Consider the following 20,343-nt stretch of genomic DNA (forward strand, 5'->3'; position numbering starts at 1 on the left):
GACCAGTCGCTGGAATGATTATGCAGTCGGTTTGTAGAGAAGAACTTCTCAGCTTTAAGTTGTTACTTCTACCACCTTTCTCCCCGCGCCTCACTCCTTGAAGCTGAGCTTTAGTGATAATTTTAATTTAAAAAGGCGCCCCGCTAATAGCGAGGCGCCTTTTTTACTGTCGCTTAAATGGTTCCTAGTTGTTTTGCCCCTGCACTCCTTCAGCTGGCTCAGGCTCACACAACTCATCAACCGAGCAACTCTCATCACCTTCACCTGCCCCGGGAATCCGCATTTCGGGTAGCAACTGGCCCGGAAGTGTAACAGAAGGCAACTGAGGACTGTCATCACTGCCTCCTGTCAGAGGTGCAGACATACTCATGCCTGGCCCCTCAACCGCTTCAACCCGACGGCAATTCTCTTCAAGGTAATTCAGGATGGTATATTTACCACGCAGCAACCGCACTTCTGATTTGTCCTGGATCATCAGTACCGGAATCTCATTAATACCATTCACCTGCAGGTAGTTCCTGTTTATTCTTGGCGTATAATTCTCTGCTTGCACAATTTCTTCATAAGGTGCCGACTTCAACTCATCTATCGGGTTGAAATTGAGTGAGCAGCTAAAATTCTCGTCTATGGTCTCAATTACCTCTTCACAGTGAGGACAACTTGAAGAAAAGAAAAAATAGAGCGACTTACTGTCACTCTGCCGTTCAAGGCGGCCATAAACACCATTTTCGAGACCATTTATCTCAAGTTGCGACCTTGAGGTAAATTGCAGACTGGAAAATGCCAGCAAAACAGCAATAAAAGCAGCCAGAGCTGACATTAACTGCCGCCACCCCATAAAGATATTGAGCAGAGCGATAATGCTGAAAATGATAAGGCAATATGAGCAGAATATTTCTGCTATGTAGTGCTGAAAACTTATTAGTACTCCCTCTGCCGCAATTCCGGCAAGCAACAGGAGCCGGGAAAAACCGAGCCAGCCCCTCGCTCCCCTGGCGCCAAGGCGCAGGGTAAGGAAAAGTACAAGAAAGTATAAAGTGCCTACGGAGTTAAAGACCACCGGGGACACTGTGGTAAGCTGTTCAACTACTTCGCAGCCTTCGCTCAAACACAGAAGGTCTCCCTGAAGAAGAACCAGCAAGGTCTGAATAGCCGCAAGAATGGCACCACCTAAGGCAAGAAGCAGCTGCAGATTGATCAGTTTAGGCACTTTCTCCGAATATTTGTTTGGCTGACGCAACATACGCTCATTTGAAATCTTGTTGAGGTTCACACATTCTTATTGTGCGCATAATTACCAATAGTAATCCTTCCTGAACACAAACCACAAGCCTATACGGTGATAAATGCATACGTGTTGTCCAAATCCATAATGCCGCCCCCCTGCAGGCATGGATACAACGCCAATACGCCGCACCGAAAGGCAGGTTCTGATTGTGGAACACTTATGGCCCAACGGAAAACGGGTTGATCAAATCATACAACTTGATTCGATCAACCCGTAACTCATCGTACTACAGCTCGATTGGCACGAAAATTCTATGCCGGGGAAAAATCCCGGAATATACGGTGAGGCAATTACTTGTTTTTGCCGTTGCCGTTACCATTCCCGTTACCATTGCCACCGCCGTTTCCGCCTTTGTTGCCATTGCTGCCTTTATCACTCTTAGCACCGCCGCCATTATCGGAGCCGGACTTGGAAGATCCGCCCTTGGAACCACTGTGGCCCTTGGCTTTACCGGAGTTCATATCCATGCTCGTAGCAGCTGCGATCTCATCATCCGGAGCCATTCCCTTGTTTTTGGCCTTGCCCTTGGTGTGACCAAGCCCGAGGGTGCCAGGATGAACGCCGAGCTCATGGGCGATTTCGCCCCAGCCCATACCATCCGCACGCATCCCTGCGATATCGCCTTCAGTTACACCAGTAACACCGCTCATGGCCTCCTGCAGATTTTTTTCGGCAGCTTCAAGGCCTGCATTGGCAGCATCCAAAGCAGCCTGGGCCGCCTCTTGCGCCACCGGATCTTGAGCTTCTATGGCAGCGTCAAGATCATTTTGGGCAGCATCCACAGCCTGCTGCGCGTCATCAGCTTCAGCATTTGCTGCATCTACTCCGCTGGTATCAATGTTGGCATTTGCTGCACTTGCCAGATTGGCGGCATGGGCAGCCTGGGCCGGGTTGCTGAAAGCGGGAGCTTCCTCCACACTACCCTCTTCGCCGGTGTCGTCTCCCGCAGGATCAGTTCCGTCAGTGGCACCATCATCACCACCTGCCGGGGCAGTTGGATCGGTCTGATCAACAGCCTGGCCGGGATCCCCGTTGGTAGCTTCTTCAGCAAGTACCCCGTTCGCCATCATGAGCATCAGGGTTAAAACAGCGGCATAGACAAATTTTCTTGAAATCATTGGTCCTCCCTCCGTAATATACGGATCGTGTTTGCTCTCTCGCCCCCCAGCATGTCAACAGTCGCCTGTGAGTCGCTCGTAAATCAACAACCATTGACGGAGCATACGAAACTCATCGTAATTTCATAAAATGAAAAAATCAACAGATTCTTCAATATTCCAACGCTTTTGAGCCACTTTCTGCGGCTTATTGAACCAACTGATTCCCAGCTTGCTGCTCTTTAAGCCAGGATACTCCTGATAGAGAAACGCCCTGATGCTTTTGGCTCTCTGTTCAGCCAGCTTTTTATTATTTTTCTGATAGACGACGACTTGCAGGGAGCCTTTTTTCATCAAAACAGCAGTTTTTCCAATCTCCCCCAAAGACTCTTTACCTGATTTGGTCAACTGCGCGCTGAATGGCTCGAAGGTGACTTCAGGGACCATCACTGTGCGAGGGCCAAAATAATAATTTCGATAGGAGAAATCATTGAGCCTGTTAAGATGATCCACCGCTTTAATCGCAAGCGCTCCGGAAGGAACCACGGCAAGATATTCCTTCCAGGCCAGCCGCTCTTCAGGCGTCCGGCCCAGCCGGGAAAGAACCAGTGCCCTGTTATAGAGTACAGAGGGGCTCTCAGGCCAAATCTGCAGTGCCTGTACATAGAGGTCGAGTGCCTCATTATACCGCTTGGCCTTTAGATGATGATGCCCTAGATACGTAAGTGAATTTAAGTGCTTGGAATTTAGTACAAGTGCTTTTTCATACTGGTCGCGCTCGGCCTTAAGCCTGTTCTTGGCACCATAGGCAACTCCCAGCCAAAAATGATAATCAGCTTTATACGGGTCGAGTCGTATCGACTTTTCAAGATACGGGATAGCCTGATCAATCTTTTCCGATCTGAGCAGCAGCCGGCCATAATAATAATTTGTCAGCGGGCTCTCCGGGTTCAATTCTACCTCTTGGCGGAATTTATCTTCACCTTTCCCGGGATCATCAACATCCAGATAGTAATCACCCTTGATCGAGTAACCGACAGTCCGCCCAACCTCCTTGACATTACAACTAGATATCATCAGTACTGTAACGCATACAAAAAAACACCGGGAGACGTTTACAACCCCCCTCTGCCAATCTCTTCTTTTACGCTGCATATCTCTTCCTCTTGCTTTAGGGGGCTTCGACCCAAAAGAATATATCCTCCTGCACCAAACAACAGTCTCGGCAATCATCCGTCGTAAAATATCAGAAATATAAAATAAAACCAGCGGTGATCAATTGTCGGCAAACCCGATCATCAATTTTCAACGAAGGGAACAAAATCTTTATACCTTTCCGCTTTACGCAATAATACTGTCGCCCCTTTCAATGCTGCAAAAGCAGGGTTATACTTAAACTATAACATTGGTTGGTTAAGTACTTTGAAAGCCCTCAAGATTAAGGGTGTTCTCTGATGGTGCACCCGAACCTCAGCAAGGAGGAGAACCATGCAGGAAATCACTCAAGTCGTGGTGCCGGTTGACCTCGAAAGGCACTCTCAGAAGCTCATTGATTTTGCGATGTATATTGCGCAAAAAATGGATGCCCATCTCAGCCTGATACATGTTGTTGAGTTTTACACCTCCGGCGACATGATGCTCGGCAGTCCTTCGCTCGAACTGCTGAACGAGGAACGGATTGATCGCTCCAAAGAAGCACTGGAGAATCTGGTAAATGACAATAAGCAAAAATACAGCAAGATTGACGGGGTGGTCTTCAAAGGCGATATTGTCGATACCATCGTCAAATATGCCGATGACAAAAACGCCGGCTTGCTGATCATCGGGACTCATGGAGCCAAAGGGCTTGAGAAAATCCTTTTAGGCAGTGTTGCAGAACGCGTACTCAAGCGGGTGCACTGCCCGACACTCACCATGAATCCCTACAAATAAAAAGCTCTGCCGTCGGCTGCGGTTCTCCGTAGCCGATGGCAACTGTTTTTTTGCTGTTCTTCTCAGGCAAACCGTAGTACCATCCTCTCCGTTTCATGCCTGATTCCGGTTCATTCCATATCCCAAAACCATTTGTAATTGCTCTATATTTTTCAGCCAATGAACGATCATCACAGTGAGCCAGGCTACATCTGGCGTTCTTTTGACGAACTGACAACCACCCAACTCTACAGCCTGCTCAAGCTACGGCAGGAAGTTTTTGTAGTAGAACAGGATTGCGCCTATCTTGACGCAGACGGGCTGGATCAGCATTCCATGCATTTGCTTGTCTACGATGAGAACCAAAAAGAGTTGATCGGTTACCTCAGGCTGATCGAGCCTGAAATAAAATATGCCGAACCTGCCATCGGCCGGCTTGTAACTGCCGAGAAAATACGGGGTACAGGCATTGCCAGGCAGATGATGCGTAAAGCTATCGATCAGGCCCAGGACACATTCCCGGGACGCGTGATTCGCATCTCTGCTCAATTATATCTTGAGAAATTCTACACCAGCCTTGGTTTTACTCTTGCTTCAGATCCATACGACGAAGATGGTATTCCCCATGTGGAGATGCACCATGGTGGCAAACTATAAAACGATTATTTTTATTTAGCCGTTCATGGGAGATCCAGACTAAAAATTCAACCGCACTTCACCCAGGTGGGCATTCAGGCTGGGGTTTTTATCGTAGATAGAGCCATTTGACTCATGATAGTATCGATAACCAATACTTATCGAACTGCTGAACCAATAACTCAAGCCGACCTGACCCCGAAAAAATATCGGCCCCGCGAAATCTATATCTCCGTAAACTTCCTGCCCCATCACCCCGACACCCAGCCCCCCGGTCAGTGAGAATTTTCGCCCAGGTGACCAGAGAAACGCGTCTACTCCCGCTGCGATCCGCCCGCCTCTTTCACCTTTGCCGTCAAGAAGACCAAGACTCAGATCCAGGGCGGAGCTCAACTGCCAGTCGTCAGCGAAATCAGCCACCCAGGGCAGAGGGAGCGCCGCGAAAACCTCATAGAGCGTCAAACCACTTTTTCCCTCTCGAAATGAGCCCGCTATCCTCGCCCCATAATCGGCCGCCCTAAAACTGAAATCCGGCTTTTCTGCCCCATACGACTTTGCCTCAACATTCTGTAATGATATAAAGAACACCAGCGCACACAGGATCGCACACCTTGCTCTATTCATCATTTCCCCCCGCCTTTATTCCGCTTTTAATCGTTTATCCTTCCTGTGATTTCAGCAATCCCTTACAATTAATTGCACTCACAAACCAGATCCTGCTTGTTTGCCACCCCGGCCGTTGTTAATTTTTGGAATACTTTATTATTTGATACTCTCACAATTGATAACCATGATGGCCCGCAATGTTGTCAGAACCGGGTACAACATCAGAACCTGATCAAGGAGAATGTATGTTCCGGTCATTTCTACTTGCAGTGAGTTTAAGCATGGGCTGGATGCTTTCACCGGATGTCCAGGTACGACTCGGCAACGGCATGGGCCTCAATCGTACACTTTTTCTTGCCGCACTCGCCGCTTCGACACTTCTTTCCGCGCTTGTGGTTTCGATTATCAGACACCCTAAGCTCGCTGTCGAAGGAAGGCATACCCAGACAGGCCTGCTCGTCCAGGGGCTCGGCAAAGTACCTGCCGCCTCACTCATTCTCTGCGCAAGAATAAGTTGTGTTCTTGTTCTCCCCACCGGGCTGCTCGTTGCCGCCGGTTTTGCCTTCAATGAAATCTTTGTCTACTGGTTCCCGAATTTTGGTTTTGCCTTCCTGCTGCTGGCCCTGATCGTCGCCCTGCAGGTGAGCGGCGAAAGATTCGCCGGCTATGCTCAGGTGTTTTTTGCTATCGTCATGTTGGGTTCAATGATTCTGCTCTGCCTGGCAGGAATCAGCGGACCTGTCAGCACCAACCCTGTTTCCGCCGATATTGGTTTCTCACTTTCCCTGCCGACAATGGTAGGGAGCCTGCTGCTGTTCCTCGGTTATGACTTTGTGCTCCCCCGCAATACGATGGCTGACCAAAACAAAGAACTGCTCCCGGCCATGATTCCGGCTACAGGAGCCCTGTTCGGCGCTCTACTGCTCTTTCTCTTCTGGTCCATGTTGATGTTTCAATATGTAGCCTCAGACCATCTTGCAAGCACGACAATTCCCCACCTGATTACCGCCCGGGCAATATGGGGAGATACCGGGCGCTATCTAATGGGTATCGCTATCATCAGCGGTGTATGCGCTGCAGTAAATGCACTTTTCAGCATGGCATTGAAAAGCTTTTCAGGTCTTGCCAGGCGCCACCTGCTTCCCGGCCACCCACCCGGCAGGCTGAAGAGAAAACGTTTCGTATTCCTCTTTGCACTCATCATCGGTGCGATGATGCTGGGTGGCCTTGCCGGATACCAGATCCTTGAAGCATATATTCAGACAGCTCTGCTGCTTTGGCTGGCCATGGTTGGAGCAGAGTGCATAGCGGCAGGAATAATGCTGAAAAGACTCAACAACTACAGATACCGGCAAGGGTATATTCTTGGTGCGATTTTAATCCTGGCCGCAATGTACCTTATGTTTTCCTACCAATACGCTTTCACTTCCATTCGGGTAACCCTCGTGGCCTTTATTGTCACTGCAGGTGCTTCCGCTCTCTGGAACATTATAAAACCTGTGGCTGAGGTCACCCCCCCACAAAAAGACAAATCTAACACAACAGGAGGTTCTCAATGAAACGTCTGACAACACTTCTCTTTGCCGCACTGGCGGCCATACTGCTGGCCCTCACACCGGCTGTAGGTGGAGAGGTCAAGTTTATGGAAATTGACGAACTCAAGCAAATGATCGGCTCCGATGACGTAGTCGTTCTCGATGTTCGGGCCGGCAGGGACTGGAGCACCAGTGAATTTAAGATTCAGGGCGCCATGCGAGCCGACGGTGCCGATTTTGACAGCTGGGCCAACACCTACCCTAAAGAGAAAAAGCTTGTTCTCTACTGTGCTTGACCCAATGAAGCCACAAGTGCCAGTTTGGCACAAAAACTGATAGATAACGGTTATACAGAAGTCTATGCCTTAAAAGGCGGATGGAAAAGCTGGTACCGCAGCCAATACCCTGTTGAACCGAGATAACTTGAATCCCAGCACCCCAGGCAACCGATGCCCGAACTGATGAAAACTTCAAGTGAGTATCGGCTGCCTGAACCGATGAGAGCCTGCTGCTCGTCAGGCAAAAGCATAATAGCGCAGATAAACATATATCATCGCGATAAAGACGGTCACAATGGTTACAGGAACACCATAGGCCATAAAACGTAGAAAGCTGATCTTCTGACCAGCTCTTCCCGCCATCTCCACAATTATCACATTAGCGGATGCACCTATCGGTGAGCCGTTACCGCCCAGACAGGAACCAAGTGCAAGAGACCACCAGATCGGCATAAGTTCCGGGTGCTGCAGCAGCGCTATTCCGTTTTCCTCAGGCCAGAGTTCTCCTGCCATATCAATCACCAAAGGATTCATGGTCGCCACATAGGGAATATTATCTATCACTGCCGACGCTATCGCCGAAAACCACATGATCAGCATGGAGGTCGAGAGCAGATCTCCCCTGGTCAGGTCAAGCATCTCCGTAGACATCATCTTGATCGCGCCGACTTTCACCAGCCCACCCACCATAATAAACAGGCCGATAAAAAAGAATATCACTTGCCACTCAACTTCTGCAAGCACCCTTTGTGGTTCTGAAGTACCAGAAAGCAAGAGGAGAACTCCCGCACCAAACAGGGCCACAGTGGCAGGTTCGTAATGAAATACGCCATGCAGCATAAATCCCAACAGCACAAACCCCAACACACAGAGTGACTTCTTCAGCATCAGCGGGTCCTTGATGGCATCTGCCTCATTCAGATTCATTATGCGTTGCTTCAATTCCTCCCTGGTTTTCAGACTGTTGGCAAAAACAAGCCTGATGATGAACAGGAAACAGACCATGATCACGATGATAATCGGGGCAAGGTGAATGATAAAATCCATAAAGTTCAACTTAGCCCTCGAGGCAATCATTATGTTAGGCGGGTCGCCGATAAGAGTGGCAGTGCCACCAATGTTTGAGGAAAGGGCTTCCACAATCAGGAAAGGGATCGCATCCACCTCCAGGGCATCTGCAATCAACAAGGTAACCGGGGCCAGCAACAGGACTGTAGTGACATTGTCGAGCAGGGCGGAAAAAGCCGCAGTAATAACTGCAAAAATAATCATGATCCTGAGCGGATCTCCCCTGCCCAGTTTTGCACTTCGGATGGCAATGTACTCAAACATTCCTGTGGGACGCATCAGACTGATGATAATCATCATCCCCACCAGCAGGAAAATCACATTCCAGTCAACACCAAACTCCTCCAGATGAAATGCCTCATGTTGATCGAGGATTTTTAGAACAAGAATCAGCGCAGCGCCAAATATGGCTACGACAGTTTTATGGATTTTTTCAGAAATTATGACCACCAGAGCAACCGTGAAGACAATTATGGCAACCCAAAACGACGCGTCCATCGCAAAGGCTTCCTGTACCGCTCCACTCTCCATGGCTACTCCTTGGCCGAGGACATTAAATCTGAAATTTTCTCATACAGATCATGAATATAGAGTATGCCGATAACTCTCCCTAAATCATCTACCACCGGGATACGCTGCAGAGAATTGTCGATCATGAGATCCGCACAGCGGATAAGTGAATCATCCACTTTGACGGTTATCACATTCCGCGACATGATATCCTTCACCTTCACATTTTTAACGCGCTTGACATGGGCCTCGAACATCCCTTCCCAGGTGAATCCCCGAAGGATGTCCTCCATATATGAAGGAATTATTGCTCGTATAATATCCTTTATTGACAGCACACCAACAAGCTTTGTGCCATTCTCAAGTACGACCATTCCCTGCACGGTTCTCCCTTTGTGGCTTGCCCTGGAAAGGCGAACCACCGCTTCCTGAAGGGTCATCTCCGGTTCCAGCCAATTATCCTTGATAGGCTCGACCAGTTTTCGTACATACATTTTTTCACCTCCGGAAGTACATCTCAGCATCTTTCATTCTATCGAAAAAATGCATTTTCCTGATAAAATCCACTCTTCAAGGGTAGGTGAATTACCCTGAAAACTCAAACGCATTTCTACGCTATTTCACCAATAAGAAGCGAGTACCACCTGACGAGAGATGCAGGCTGCGCCACAATAACACCACCCGCCAGTTGCCTTTGAGCTCAAGCATAATATTAAAAAAAAAGGCCGGTCACCTCATGCGAGGGACCGGCCTTCTGAAGAAGAAGAAATTGATGGAATTAAATTTCTTCCAGAAAAGGCTCTATTTTTTGAAGCTTCTTGTCACCAATACCTTTCACCAAGGTAAGATCCTGGATGGATTTGAACTTGCCATGCTCGCTTCTGAAGCTCACTATGGCCGCTGCTGTCTTCGTGCCGATGCCTGGCAGAGAGATAAGTATTGCCTCATTAGCGGTGTTAATATTGACCTTCTCAGACAGTTTGGCAACAGTCTCCGGCTGACCTGAGGTATCATCAGTAGTTGTAGTCGCGAAAACGTTTCCAGTGGCCAGGGCGAAAATCAGAACGAACAGTAGAAAAATATTTTTCATTACTCTCTCCTTAGATTGTCTTGATTATTTCTGATAGTAAACAAACAGGCTTCTTTTCAGCTACTTACGTTTACAACTGTTTGAAACTTTCCTCTGGCCAGAGGGAATAAACAAGGGAGCCCAACCCTGATCGAATCTGAAGAACATTGCACAACCCAAGCAATTTCCCCCAATCTGCAGTTACGACCTTTCATTCCCCCCGGGGAAGGTCGAAGTTGCAATGTCGCCAGAAGCAACCTGAGAGATAACTGGCTGTTCTCCCTTGCTTATTGCTGATCACCCTAACAGACAAGGCTTACCTTTTTATGACAAACTCTTTTTTATTTATTTGAAAAAACGGGCAAAATAAGAAGGCCCCGGCAGGGAGTTCCCGCCGGGGCCTTAAAAAGACACACTAAATTTCAGACAATGCAGCTCTGAATTTATTTATAAAAATTAATAAATTGACTTCATTGCGCCCATATAGGATCTCAGTTCCTCACCAATAACCTCGACACCGGTATAGCGGATCGCCTCGTTGACTCGAATCAGCTCGATATTATCAACACCACAGTCTTTCAACTCGAGTCCCTTGCCGACAACATCAAGATCGATTTTCTTCATGAACTCGTCAAGAAGCGGCTTGGCTGCGTTGGCGAACAGGTAGTTTCCGTACTCTGCAGTATCGGAGATTACCACGTTCATCTCGTAAAGCTTCTTACGGGCCACGGTGTTGGCAATCAGCGGGGTCTCATGCAGTGACTCGTAGTAGGCGGACTCTTCCTTGATACCCGCGGATACCATGGTGTCAAAAGCGAGTTCAACACCAGCCTTAACCATGGCGATCATCAGGATGCCCTTATCAAAATACTCCTGCTCGGTGATTTCCACATCAGTATTCTCGGCCTTTTCGAAGGCAGATTCGCGGGACTCCTGACGCCAGCGCAGCAGATCGGTATCGTCATTAGCCCAGTCTTCCATCATGGTCTTTGAGAAGTGGCCGGACATGATGTCATCCATGTGCTTTTCAAACAGCGGGGTGAGGATTTCCTTCAATTCCTCGGCCAGCTCATTGGCACGTATTTTGGCCGGATTGGAAAGGCGATCCATCATGTTGGTAATACCGCCATGCTTGAGTGCCTCGGTGGTCACCTCCCAGCCATACTGCACCAATTTAGACGCATAACCCGGCTCCATGCCCTTTTCAACCATCTTGTCGAACAGCACCAGAGAACCAACCTGGAGCATACCGCAGAGAATGGTCTGCTCACCCATCAGGTCAGACTTTACCTCAGCAATAAAAGAAGACTGCAGAACACCTGCGCGATCGCCGCCGGTTCCGCAACAGTATGCTTTGGCAATCTCCCAGCCCTCACCTTTCGGGTCATTTTCGCCATGAACAGCGATCAGGGTAGGAACACCAAAGCCACGCTTGTACTCTTCACGAACCTCGGTTCCAGGTGATTTAGGAGCAACCATAACTACGGTAAGGTCATCCCGTACCGTCATGCCTTCTTCAACGATATTGAAACCATGGGAATAGGAGAGGCAGGCACCTTCTTTCATCAGCGGCATTACAGCTGAAACAACGCTGGTGTGCTGCTTGTCAGGGGTCAGGTTGATAACCAGATCTGCAGTTGGGATTTTCTCTTCGTAGGTGCCAACTTCAAAATCGTTCTCAGCAGCATTCTTCCAGGACTGGCGCTTCTCACTGATTGCAGACTCACGCAGAGCATAGGCAATATCAAGACCGCTGTCGCGCAGGTTCAGACCCTGGTTCAAGCCCTGGGCACCACAGCCGACAATAACGATCTTCTTGCCTTTCAGGGCATCAACTCCGTCAAATTCTGTTGAATCCATAAAACGGCACTGGGAAAGCTCCTCGAGTTGCCTGCGAAGCGGCAAGGTATTAAAATAATTGTCAGCCATATCTATCTCCCTAGAGTTGTATTTTTTTTGCTTCGATTAAAATAATCAAATTTGTCATTGTGATATATTGATAATCGCCTGTTGCGTCAAGTGATTTGTTCGTGATACAGTATTGCATATTTTGCAACAAACGGTTCTGCCTGGTCACGCAGAACACAATATAAAGCCATAGCAAAGTTCTACACGCAAAAAGATGATTGTCCATAATGAATATCCGTGAACTGAAACTTTTCCGCCACCTTGTCGGCAGCCTGCATTTTGCAAGAACCAGTCAGGCATGCAATATCACCCCCTCCGGCCTCACCCGGGCAATGCAGCGTCTGGAGGGCGAACTTGGCCATCAACTCTTTTACCGGGATAAGCGCTCGGTCACCCTGACACCCGCCGGCCTCATCTTCAAAGAATATGCTGAAGAAGCCATCCAGCGCTGGAACGAACTGCAAAGTGCCCTCTCTGGCGACCAGGCTCTGCGGGGCGAACTTTCACTCTACTGTTCCGTAACCGCTATCCTTTCCATTCTGCCGGATATTTTCAGCCGATTCCGCAGAGCTTTCCCCGAGGTATCGCTCCATCTGCAGACCGGTGATGCCGCCAAGGCTCTTTTCAAACTGCAGAACAGAGAGGCGGATATCAGTGTGGCTGCCCTGCCGGATAACCCACCTGAGGCCATAGACTTTATGAAAATTGTTGAGACACCCCTGATTTTCATCGCACCAGCCGATCACACCGCCACTGTGGCCTACCACGGTACTGAAATAGACTGGCGACGAACGCCTGTTATAGTCGCAGAGCGTGGCCTGAGCCGTGACCGGATCTTTCGCTGGTTTGCAAATATAGGCGTAGTACCAAATATTTATTCTCAGGTTGCAGGTAATGAGGCTATAATTGCAATGGTTGGTATGGGTTGCGGAGTCGGCGTTATTCCTGAACTGGTACTTGAACAAAGTGTTTTAAAAGACCAGGTGCAGACTCTGGAAGTAACACCGCACCTCAAGCCATTTACTGTCGGCTTCTGTACCACCGCCAGGAACAGACGTAACCCTGTTGTTTCAGCATTTCTCGAAACAGCCAAATCAGAATATTCCTGGCGCACGCCTGTTGAGCATAGATAAAAAAGTAAATAATTTAGATAATTACAGACAATATTATGACGACTATACTCATCACCAATGACGATGGCATTCACAGCAATGGGCTCTACGCCCTGCGCGAATCCCTCAATCCGCTTGGGAGGACCATAGTGGTCGCACCGGATCGGGACAATTCCGCAGTATCACATTCCCTGACCATGAGCAGGCCGCTCAACCTCCGTGAAATTGCACCCGACACCTATACCGTCGATGGGACACCTACAGACTGTGTAATTCTTGCACTTGGCAGGATACTGAATGAAAAACCGGACTTACTCGTATCAGGCATCAACCGGGGGGCAAATCTTGGCGATGATATTTCCTACTCTGGCACCGTGTCAGCCGCCATGGAGGGAACTATTTACGGTGTAGCCTCCATGGCTCTATCATTGGCAGCAGAGGAACCGAGAGACTATACCTTAGCAGGCAGGATGGCCCATGACATTGCGATCAAAATCCTACAAAACCCACTACCCGCCGGAACACTGGTAAACATTAACGTCCCCGGTGGTGACAGCCATAATGGTATTCGCATCACCCGGCAAGGGAAGCGGCTTTGGGAAAATGCCATCCAGAAAACCAAGGACCCCTGGGGGCGAACCCGGTACTGGATCGGTGGCGGGACTCCGGTAAAGGAATCCGGTGAGGACACTGATGTAAAGGCCATTCATGACGGCTATGTATCCATTACGCCCATCCACCTTGACTTAACCCACCACGAGGGAATTCGTCATCTGGAATCTCTCTGGTTGAACAGCTGATCACCTCCAGAACAAACACTCATTCCCAACGAGCTTCCAAGCAATTCGAAACAACAACGAAGGTCAGCAGTTACCACACAAACTTGCAGTACGTTGACAAGGATGGTCGAATCAGGTAAACAGAGCAAAAATTCAACATAGAATATTTTGCAATTTGCTTCAGTTATCCCGCCCTCCTTCAAGGACGCTTGAAGTGGCACAACCTCCCCCGACATGCTCCAGGTGCCAGGGACTAAAAAGCACATATGTTTGGTAAGAAAAAAACCCCTCCGTTGAATATCCTTATTCTCGGTCTTGGTGGTGTTGGTTATTATCTCGCCCAGAGACTCGCGCACGAAGAATGTGCCATCACCGTCATCGAGCCCGATTCAAAAATTCTTTCCCAGGCCAATGGCCAGATAGATGCAAGGCTTATCAAAGGCAGCGCACTCGATATGAGCTGCTGGCAGGAAGCCGATGCCGGCAAAATGCAATGCCTGATCGCAGCGACTAATAACGATGCGGTCAATATGCTCTCATCCGTTATTGCCGACAAATTCGGTATCGATCGTAAAATTGCCAGGGTCCGCAGAAGAGATTTCGGCAAAGAAGACTCGATAATTACCTCTGAGGATTTGAAAATAGATCTCCTGATCAACCCAGAAGAACTCGCTGCCCAGGAAATCGTTCGACTTATCAAGTTGAATTCCGGCAACGAGATCATCGATATCGCTGCCGGAGAAATTCAGCTGCTGGCGGCCGAAATCAGCGCGAAGTCACCTTTTGCGCATAAAAAACTCAAAGATATCGCCAGAGAATTCAATGAATTCCCGTTCCGTGTCGTTGCCATAGCCAGGGATATCCGCACCATAATCCCCAGTGGCGACCAGGAGCTTTTACCGAATGATCAAGTTTTTATCATGGCTGTAAAACGCGATCTGCCAAAACTGATGAAACTGACAGATGTCCATCTGCATCGTCAGCAGAAAGTGATGATTCTCGGCGGCGGCCTGGTTGGTGAGCGAGTTGCAGAACTATTGGAAAAAAATGTAAAAGTCACCTTGATTGAGGCCGATGAGGATCGTGCGGACCAACTCTCATACAGTCTGGCCCATACCGAAGTTCTCCATGGTGACGGCTCTAACAGCAATGTACTGGTGGCCGCCGGCCTGCTCAATGTCGACACCTTCATCGCCACAACCGGTGAGAATGAAACCAACATCATGAGCTGTCTGCTGGCCAAAAACCTGCTCCGACAGAAAAAGGAAGAGAATCCTGACCTGTTCGAGGCCAGGACAATCTCGCTGGTAACGAAAGAAGACTATCTGGTTCTCGCCCAGACCACAGGCTCTAATATCGCCCTGAACAAAAAGGTGATGGCGGGTAACGAAATCCTGAAATTCATCCGCCGTAGCGAACTGCTCTCCGTGGCCCATCTGCACGGTTTCGACGCCGAGGTGGTCGAATTGATAGCATCTCCCAAGTCACCTATTACCAAGAAACCCCTCTCAAAGCTGGACCCATACTATATGGATAAACTCATTATTGGTGCTGTGTTGGGCGAAGAGGGCTGGAGAGTCGCGGTTGGCCAGACCCACATCCAGGAAAATGAACGGGTTATTGTCATTTGCCCTTCGATGTACCTGAAAGACGTGCGTAAGCTGTTTATGGACTGACAGAACAGGCTGCTCCGCACACCTCACCAATGAGATCAGACGAAAACTATCCGGGCAGGAAGGGCACCAATAAAAAAGGCGGTTAAGTCGAAATGACTTAACCGCCTTTAATAACTGGTACACCAGGAGCGATTCGAACGCCCGACCTACGGATTCGTAGTCCGTTGCTCTATCCAGCTGAGCTACTGGTGCATTGCGAGGGATTCATATACTGCAGTTTAGCACATACGGCAAGACTTAGTTGACCTCTTTGAGCGTTTTTTTTCATTTTTTTGAGCCTGAAACAGGCAATTTCACAGTACAAGCTACACAATCGAATCGAAACAACTTCACATTAACCGGAAGTTATCCCATCCGAACTACTCTTTTTCGATACATGCAGCGGGACAGGCAGCAATAGCCGCATCCACGCATTGTGCGTTCGGGTCCGAACCGTCAATCACATATGCCTTTGCCTCATCATCATTGAACTCAAATACCTCGGGGCATTCTTCCACACACGCTTCACATCCGATACATTCATCTTCGTCAATTTTCACAACTGATGCCATGGCGTAACCTCCATCTTTTTATAACAACCGGATCCCCGGCCTTTTAACACTTTTCATACCGGCAGCGTCCATGTTCTGTCTAAATTGGTGGTGCAATGGTTACTACAATGCGCATTCTGGTTTCAGCACGCACGCCGTGCGGTTCACGTATCTCGGACACCAGGATGTCCCCTGGTGCCGCCGGGATCTCGGTGTCGCCTTCGCCCAGGAAAAAGCCATTACCTTCGACAACCTGTATTGACAGTTCTCCATCAAGATCGTGGCTATGAACCGGAAATGTAACACCGGCATCCAGATTGAAGTTAATAATCTTGAAATACTCTGAAGTTTCTACCAGAAAGAACCGCTTCATTGCTCCCTGTGTAAACTCATTTGTCTCGTCCAGCTTAAAAACTTTCATGGATATTCTCCCAGTAGCGCCTGCATTACCTGCCGGCACCCAGTCAGTAAAAGAGGTGAATTGCAGGTTCCCAAATGTTGCCATCAAACCACCAATCAGTCCCTTTCAAACCCCTCTCAAATTCGATTGTAGGTTATAGAGGGCCCATGTTTCCAACTATTCTTCAAGGTAAGCGGATCTTTTTCCGCCAATGTACCCTGGGGCTCAACACCAGGACTGCACCCACGACAGTGATTGCCGTATTTTTGGCTTGTATCCTGAAAATATTCTGTCATGATGTTCTGGAATAACATAGTAATGAGGCCACAAAATGAAAGACACCGTTGAACGATTTTATCAGGAGCCGGGCGTACCCTTTGCCAGGGTACGCTATACCAGGGGCAGCAATTCAGTTTTTAAGCCGCATATGCATACCAGCTTCAGTGTTGGTGCGGTTGATACAGGCAAAGTACACTACACCGTTGGAACAGAGACAGCGACTCTGGAGCCCGGTTCACTGGCGCTCATCAACCCCGAAATACTTCATTCATGTAATCCGCTCACCAAGGAGGGAAGAAGTTATTACATGCTCTACCTTGATGTGGACTGGTGTTTACGACTGCAGCAGTCGTTATGGCAGACCGCAGAATTCTGCACAGTCAGCCTGATATTGATTAGGGATCAGGACCTTTATGTCAGATACTGCCGCAGTATGCAGCAGCTTTTGTCCACCTCCATTCACCGGGAGCAAAAGGAGCAGGTGCTTGTCGATCTTGCCTCGGAGATATTCATCAGCGCCTGCCACCCGCAGGCTGACCGCCCCATGTCGACAGAAAATATTGAACTATTGAAAACTCTGCTCAAATCGGATCTTGGCAAGGACTACACCCTCGACTCACTCGCCGATCAGCTTGCAACCAACCCTTACACCCTGCTCAGAAAATTTAAAAACGAAACAGGTCTTACTCCACACGCTTATCGCATGAATTGCCGGATAGAACACGCAAAACACCTTCTCCAGCAAGGTTGGAATATCGTGGATACCGCTATTGAGTGTGGTTTTTTTGATCAAAGCCATCTTCACCGGCAGTTCAAAGCCATGACCACCGTCACTCCCCAGGAGTACAAAGTCAATTTCGTACAATAAGGTTTTGTAAGAACTTTCTATCCTTACTCCATACCCAAGACGGAAATATCCGATATCTTAATAATGGAGTAACAAATGGAATTTCTCATTATCGCAACTGCGCACTTTCTCGCCCTGTTAAGCCCTGGTCCGGACTTCTTTCTGGTCATGCAGGCTTCAATTCGTATGCCTATTCGCTACGGCTTCGCCCTCTCATTCGGCATTGGAGCAGCAAACGGGGTCTACCTCATTGTCGCCATCCTTGGTCTTCAAATTATTCGGGATTTCAGCTGGCTGATGACAGCGCTCCATTGCCTGGGTGCTGCCTATCTCATTTTCATTGGTATTATGCTGCTTAAATCCCCAGGAACCGATCTTGATACGTCTGAAAAAAACAATAGTTTTCTTCTCGAGCAACATCTCGGTCGCCAGTTTCTGGTTGGCTTTATGTCCGGTATCCTCAACCCTAAGAACTGCATCTTCTATCTCTCTCTTTTTACGGTTATGGTCTCTGAAACAACTGGCTTTTCTACCAGGTTGCTCTACGGGCTGTGGATGACCACGGTCGTTACAGCGTGGGATTGTGCCCTGGTTTCAGTTCTTGGCAAAAACTCGATCAAAGAACGACTTGGCCGGGGAATATTCTACCTGGAAAAAGTTTCCGGAATCATGTTGCTCTTCTTCGGCCTGCTGTTGCCCCTGACCTGATTTCCGGCAGATCAATACTGCATGACATTAAGGGCTTTTAACAATTTTCGTGCCAAGTACAAACCAGGCCCTCCCCTTGCGCACACTCAGTCACGCCAACACACCTAACAAACCCAAAGACCATTTGCAATAGTTAAACATATCAGATAGTCACAGCACCAATAATAGTTGCACAACACATCATCTATATGGTAGGTTGACATCATTGCCTAACATGTTTTTACAAAAATGAATTGTAGGATGTTTGATACGTACAACAAAAAACACAAACAGTGTCAATTCACAATCGACTACAAATACAGCATTACTCAACGACTAGCAGTTTTTAGTATTTTAATGGCAGCTCAACCCCTTACCAGTTGACTTGCTCCAATTGGAATTAATTATTTTGCCGCCGTAAACTCCTAAATAGCGCTGTCAGAGATAGTGCTCAGAGTATACGAAACCAGCCAATTATGTTGTAATGAAATTTCCCTGGAGGTTATATGGACGACGTTTGCCACCACTTAAGCGCTTCAACCATTCCCGCCTTCCGTTACTCTCACGGAAAATCTTCTACCAAATCCGTATCTGCAGATCCCAATGAAAGCAGACCAGTATCGTTGAAAATTCTGATTGCAGAAGATGACAACATCAGCAGACTATTCATCTCCAGAGTTCTCGAAAAAGCCGGTCATATCGTTTTCCTGGCAAAAGATGGTAAAGAGGGATTGAACATACTTAAGGAAGAACGGTCCTTTGACGTTATTCTCACGGACATCCAGATGCCTGAACTCGACGGAGTGGAACTGACCAAGATTCTCCGTTCAGATCAGTTGTATCGGAACCACGCTCATCTACCGGTGATAGCCATGACAGCCTATGGCATGAAGGATGACAGGGAACGGTATCTTGCAGCGGGCATAGATGAATATCTCCCGAAACCGATCAACCCGAAACTCCTGACAATTATGCTCAATGAGCTGACCGACAAGATTCAGTAGGTCTACAGCTTTCCCGATAGCTGTGCCACAACAACAGCTATCGGGGAGTGAAGGATTTCTATTCCAATGTGACAAATTTCACTCTGTCCCTATTCAACCATAAGCTTTTCCCAACACTACTTTTTCCGTCAGGTTTTCAACACGAGTCGTGTTCATCACCACTCGACTCGCTTGCACTATTGGCTATTTAAGAGTAAAATCCCGATTTCTATCACTTGGTAACAGTTATCATGTGGGAGTGTTAACCAGATACTGGCCAGGCTAATAACTCTTTAATAGCAGTAGCGGTGCATACAATGTCGGTCTCACATTTCACACGTCCTGAAGGGAGTTCTCTCAACCCTATTCGCTGCCTTATTGTTGATGATGAGCAGCCAGCCCGCGATGAACTCCGATACCTTCTGTCCCAGCATAAAGATATAGAAATAGTTGCAGAAGCTGATTCGGCCGGTAAGGCAGTAGAGGCCGTCTGCAATTACAAGCCGGATCTGGTTTTTCTGGACATTCAATTGCCAGGGCGTAATGGTTTTGAAGTGATACGTGAGCTTGCCGGCTTTACCGATATGCCGCTTTTTGTTTTTGCCACAGCCTATGACAGCTATGCTGTAAAAGCATTTGAAGAGAGCGCGGTGGATTATATCATGAAACCACTCTCTGAAAAACGACTCGCCCTCACCCTGGTGCGGATACGAAAAATGCTGGCGGATTCTGCCGGTGGCAAAGGGGCTATCGAGAATACCCTGCAGGCCTTACTCAACCAGATCGAATCCCCCCCCAGGGAGCGAATTAAGGTTTCCGTAGAAAAAAACGGCCGGATAAAACTGCTCACTCCAGAAGAAATTGTCTACTGTTCATATGAATCGAATGCCATCATTGTGCATACCGGCAGTGACTCCTTACCAATTTACGGCGTGACTACCATGGACAAGCTAGAGGAACACCTCTCTTGCTCCTCATTTTTCCGCGCGCACCGCTCTGTCCTGATCAACCTCGATCATATCAAAGAGTTCAGCCCATGGTTCAATGGCAAATACAACCTGACCATGGACAACGTGCACCTATCCGAGGTCACCGTCAGCCGGGCCCGGGCCAAAGCTTTCAGGCAGCGATTAGGTATTTAACT

Annotated in this window: 21 protein-coding genes and 1 tRNA gene; 11 read left to right on the forward strand and 11 right to left on the reverse strand. The window is 48.3% G+C overall.

Annotation, left to right across the window (positions count from 1 at the left end; all coding sequences use genetic code 11):
* Positions 1–184: 184 nt before the first annotated feature.
* The 3 genes from ACN5NT_RS00755 to ACN5NT_RS00765 form a co-directional block, all read right to left on the reverse strand.
* Positions 185–1,210, reverse strand: a complete 1,026-nt coding sequence (locus ACN5NT_RS00755) for a vitamin K epoxide reductase family protein (RefSeq protein WP_136796232.1) — start codon at positions 1,208–1,210, stop codon at positions 185–187.
* Positions 1,211–1,578: 368 nt separating this feature from the next.
* Positions 1,579–2,406 carry a hypothetical protein gene (locus ACN5NT_RS00760; RefSeq protein ID WP_419174130.1) on the reverse strand — a complete coding sequence of 276 codons (828 nt, stop codon included), beginning with the start codon at positions 2,404–2,406 and terminating at the stop codon, positions 1,579–1,581.
* A 123-nt stretch (positions 2,407–2,529) separates the two neighbouring features.
* Positions 2,530–3,462, reverse strand: a complete 933-nt coding sequence (locus ACN5NT_RS00765) for a tetratricopeptide repeat protein (RefSeq protein WP_419174131.1) — start codon at positions 3,460–3,462, stop codon at positions 2,530–2,532.
* Between the two features lie 411 nt (positions 3,463–3,873).
* Here ACN5NT_RS00765 and ACN5NT_RS00770 point away from each other — a divergent pair, with 411 nt between their 5' ends.
* Positions 3,874–4,317: a universal stress protein gene (locus ACN5NT_RS00770; protein WP_136796228.1), complete on the forward strand. Its 444-nt coding sequence runs from the start codon at positions 3,874–3,876 to the stop codon at positions 4,315–4,317.
* A gap of 159 nt (positions 4,318–4,476) precedes the next feature.
* Positions 4,477–4,953 carry a GNAT family N-acetyltransferase gene (locus ACN5NT_RS00775; protein WP_419174132.1) on the forward strand — a complete coding sequence of 159 codons (477 nt, stop codon included), beginning with the start codon at positions 4,477–4,479 and terminating at the stop codon, positions 4,951–4,953.
* Between the two features lie 39 nt (positions 4,954–4,992).
* Here the strand turns inward: ACN5NT_RS00775 and ACN5NT_RS00780 are convergent, their stop codons facing one another.
* Positions 4,993–5,559 carry an acyloxyacyl hydrolase gene (locus ACN5NT_RS00780; RefSeq protein WP_419174133.1) on the reverse strand — a complete coding sequence of 189 codons (567 nt, stop codon included), beginning with the start codon at positions 5,557–5,559 and terminating at the stop codon, positions 4,993–4,995.
* Positions 5,560–5,783: 224 nt separating this feature from the next.
* On the opposite strand from ACN5NT_RS00780, the gene ACN5NT_RS00785 reads away from it, so the two are divergent.
* Positions 5,784–7,097, forward strand: coding sequence for a hypothetical protein (locus ACN5NT_RS00785; RefSeq protein ID WP_419174134.1), 1,314 nt, complete (start codon positions 5,784–5,786; stop codon positions 7,095–7,097).
* On the forward strand, positions 7,094–7,495 hold the full coding sequence (locus ACN5NT_RS00790; RefSeq protein ID WP_263577274.1) for a rhodanese-related (seleno)protein: 402 nt from the start codon (positions 7,094–7,096) through the stop codon (positions 7,493–7,495). The genes ACN5NT_RS00785 and ACN5NT_RS00790 overlap by 4 nt, the downstream gene beginning before the upstream one ends.
* 93 nt (positions 7,496–7,588) lie before the next feature.
* Here the strand turns inward: ACN5NT_RS00790 and ACN5NT_RS00795 are convergent, their stop codons facing one another.
* The 4 genes from ACN5NT_RS00795 to ilvC form a co-directional block, all read right to left on the reverse strand.
* Positions 7,589–8,950, reverse strand: coding sequence for an SLC13 family permease (locus ACN5NT_RS00795; RefSeq protein WP_419174135.1), 1,362 nt, complete (start codon positions 8,948–8,950; stop codon positions 7,589–7,591).
* Between the two features lie 2 nt (positions 8,951–8,952).
* Positions 8,953–9,423 (reverse strand): HPP family protein, encoded by a 471-nt coding sequence (locus ACN5NT_RS00800; RefSeq protein ID WP_419174136.1) that lies wholly within the window; start codon positions 9,421–9,423, stop codon positions 8,953–8,955.
* Positions 9,424–9,707: 284 nt separating this feature from the next.
* Complete coding sequence (locus ACN5NT_RS00805; protein ID WP_419174137.1) at positions 9,708–10,019, reverse strand: ComEA family DNA-binding protein; 312 nt, start codon at positions 10,017–10,019, stop codon at positions 9,708–9,710.
* A 435-nt stretch (positions 10,020–10,454) separates the two neighbouring features.
* Complete coding sequence (ilvC, locus tag ACN5NT_RS00810) at positions 10,455–11,927, reverse strand: ketol-acid reductoisomerase (protein ID WP_136796221.1); 1,473 nt, start codon at positions 11,925–11,927, stop codon at positions 10,455–10,457.
* A 206-nt stretch (positions 11,928–12,133) separates the two neighbouring features.
* Here ilvC and ilvY point away from each other — a divergent pair, with 206 nt between their 5' ends.
* The 3 genes from ilvY (at position 12,134) to trkA (ending at position 15,473) form a co-directional block, all read left to right on the forward strand.
* On the forward strand, positions 12,134–13,039 hold the full coding sequence (ilvY, locus tag ACN5NT_RS00815; RefSeq protein ID WP_419174138.1) for an HTH-type transcriptional activator IlvY: 906 nt from the start codon (positions 12,134–12,136) through the stop codon (positions 13,037–13,039).
* Positions 13,040–13,074: 35 nt separating this feature from the next.
* Positions 13,075–13,818: a 5'/3'-nucleotidase SurE gene (surE, locus tag ACN5NT_RS00820; protein ID WP_136796219.1), complete on the forward strand. Its 744-nt coding sequence runs from the start codon at positions 13,075–13,077 to the stop codon at positions 13,816–13,818.
* A 245-nt stretch (positions 13,819–14,063) separates the two neighbouring features.
* Positions 14,064–15,473, forward strand: a complete 1,410-nt coding sequence (gene trkA / locus ACN5NT_RS00825; protein ID WP_419174139.1) for a Trk system potassium transporter TrkA — start codon at positions 14,064–14,066, stop codon at positions 15,471–15,473.
* 115 nt (positions 15,474–15,588) lie between these two features.
* Here trkA and ACN5NT_RS00830 read toward each other — a convergent pair.
* From ACN5NT_RS00830 to ACN5NT_RS00840, 3 genes are all read right to left on the reverse strand, one after another.
* A tRNA-Arg gene (locus ACN5NT_RS00830) sits at positions 15,589–15,665 on the reverse strand.
* Between the two features lie 167 nt (positions 15,666–15,832).
* Positions 15,833–16,024 carry a ferredoxin gene (locus tag ACN5NT_RS00835; protein WP_136796191.1) on the reverse strand — a complete coding sequence of 64 codons (192 nt, stop codon included), beginning with the start codon at positions 16,022–16,024 and terminating at the stop codon, positions 15,833–15,835.
* A gap of 79 nt (positions 16,025–16,103) precedes the next feature.
* Positions 16,104–16,424, reverse strand: a complete 321-nt coding sequence (locus tag ACN5NT_RS00840) for a cupin (RefSeq protein ID WP_136796190.1) — start codon at positions 16,422–16,424, stop codon at positions 16,104–16,106.
* Between the two features lie 310 nt (positions 16,425–16,734).
* Here ACN5NT_RS00840 and ACN5NT_RS00845 point away from each other — a divergent pair, with 310 nt between their 5' ends.
* The 4 genes from ACN5NT_RS00845 to ACN5NT_RS00860 all read left to right on the forward strand — a co-directional run bounded on the left by ACN5NT_RS00845 (position 16,735) and on the right by ACN5NT_RS00860 (position 20,341).
* Positions 16,735–17,550, forward strand: a complete 816-nt coding sequence (locus ACN5NT_RS00845) for an AraC family transcriptional regulator (protein WP_419174140.1) — start codon at positions 16,735–16,737, stop codon at positions 17,548–17,550.
* Between the two features lie 75 nt (positions 17,551–17,625).
* Positions 17,626–18,237 carry a LysE family translocator gene (locus tag ACN5NT_RS00850; RefSeq protein ID WP_419174141.1) on the forward strand — a complete coding sequence of 204 codons (612 nt, stop codon included), beginning with the start codon at positions 17,626–17,628 and terminating at the stop codon, positions 18,235–18,237.
* 485 nt (positions 18,238–18,722) lie between these two features.
* Positions 18,723–19,220 (forward strand): response regulator, encoded by a 498-nt coding sequence (locus ACN5NT_RS00855; protein WP_419174142.1) that lies wholly within the window; start codon positions 18,723–18,725, stop codon positions 19,218–19,220.
* Between the two features lie 296 nt (positions 19,221–19,516).
* Complete coding sequence (locus tag ACN5NT_RS00860) at positions 19,517–20,341, forward strand: LytR/AlgR family response regulator transcription factor (protein ID WP_419174143.1); 825 nt, start codon at positions 19,517–19,519, stop codon at positions 20,339–20,341.
* Positions 20,342–20,343 lie beyond the last annotated feature (2 nt).

It is taken from the genome of Desulfosediminicola sp., assembly GCF_048381775.1.
Lineage (GTDB): Bacteria > Desulfobacterota > Desulfobulbia > Desulfobulbales > Desulfocapsaceae > Desulfopila > Desulfopila ganghwensis.

Excerpts from the sequence above, each read along its gene's own strand:
- ACN5NT_RS00835 (WP_136796191.1), bottom strand. The coding sequence starts at position 16,024 with ATGGCATCAGTTGTGAAAATTGACGAAGATGAATGTATCGGATGTGAA.
- ACN5NT_RS00770 (WP_136796228.1), top strand. The coding sequence starts at position 3,874 with ATGCAGGAAATCACTCAAGTCGTGGTGCCGGTTGACCTCGAAAGGCAC.
- ACN5NT_RS00855 (WP_419174142.1), top strand. The coding sequence starts at position 18,723 with ATGGACGACGTTTGCCACCACTTAAGCGCTTCAACCATTCCCGCCTTC.
- ACN5NT_RS00785 (WP_419174134.1), top strand. The coding sequence starts at position 5,784 with ATGTTCCGGTCATTTCTACTTGCAGTGAGTTTAAGCATGGGCTGGATG.
- ilvC (WP_136796221.1), bottom strand. The coding sequence starts at position 11,927 with ATGGCTGACAATTATTTTAATACCTTGCCGCTTCGCAGGCAACTCGAG.
- ACN5NT_RS00860 (WP_419174143.1), top strand. The coding sequence starts at position 19,517 with ATGTCGGTCTCACATTTCACACGTCCTGAAGGGAGTTCTCTCAACCCT.
- ACN5NT_RS00845 (WP_419174140.1), top strand. The coding sequence starts at position 16,735 with ATGAAAGACACCGTTGAACGATTTTATCAGGAGCCGGGCGTACCCTTT.
- ACN5NT_RS00805 (WP_419174137.1), bottom strand. The coding sequence starts at position 10,019 with ATGAAAAATATTTTTCTACTGTTCGTTCTGATTTTCGCCCTGGCCACT.
- ACN5NT_RS00795 (WP_419174135.1), bottom strand. The coding sequence starts at position 8,950 with ATGGAGAGTGGAGCGGTACAGGAAGCCTTTGCGATGGACGCGTCGTTT.
- ACN5NT_RS00850 (WP_419174141.1), top strand. The coding sequence starts at position 17,626 with ATGGAATTTCTCATTATCGCAACTGCGCACTTTCTCGCCCTGTTAAGC.
- ACN5NT_RS00760 (WP_419174130.1), bottom strand. The coding sequence starts at position 2,406 with ATGATTTCAAGAAAATTTGTCTATGCCGCTGTTTTAACCCTGATGCTC.
- surE (WP_136796219.1), top strand. The coding sequence starts at position 13,075 with ATGACGACTATACTCATCACCAATGACGATGGCATTCACAGCAATGGG.
- ACN5NT_RS00765 (WP_419174131.1), bottom strand. The coding sequence starts at position 3,462 with ATGATATCTAGTTGTAATGTCAAGGAGGTTGGGCGGACTGTCGGTTAC.
- trkA (WP_419174139.1), top strand. The coding sequence starts at position 14,064 with ATGTTTGGTAAGAAAAAAACCCCTCCGTTGAATATCCTTATTCTCGGT.
- ACN5NT_RS00840 (WP_136796190.1), bottom strand. The coding sequence starts at position 16,424 with ATGAAAGTTTTTAAGCTGGACGAGACAAATGAGTTTACACAGGGAGCA.
- ACN5NT_RS00775 (WP_419174132.1), top strand. The coding sequence starts at position 4,477 with ATGAACGATCATCACAGTGAGCCAGGCTACATCTGGCGTTCTTTTGAC.
- ilvY (WP_419174138.1), top strand. The coding sequence starts at position 12,134 with ATGAATATCCGTGAACTGAAACTTTTCCGCCACCTTGTCGGCAGCCTG.
- ACN5NT_RS00780 (WP_419174133.1), bottom strand. The coding sequence starts at position 5,559 with ATGATGAATAGAGCAAGGTGTGCGATCCTGTGTGCGCTGGTGTTCTTT.
- ACN5NT_RS00800 (WP_419174136.1), bottom strand. The coding sequence starts at position 9,423 with ATGTATGTACGAAAACTGGTCGAGCCTATCAAGGATAATTGGCTGGAA.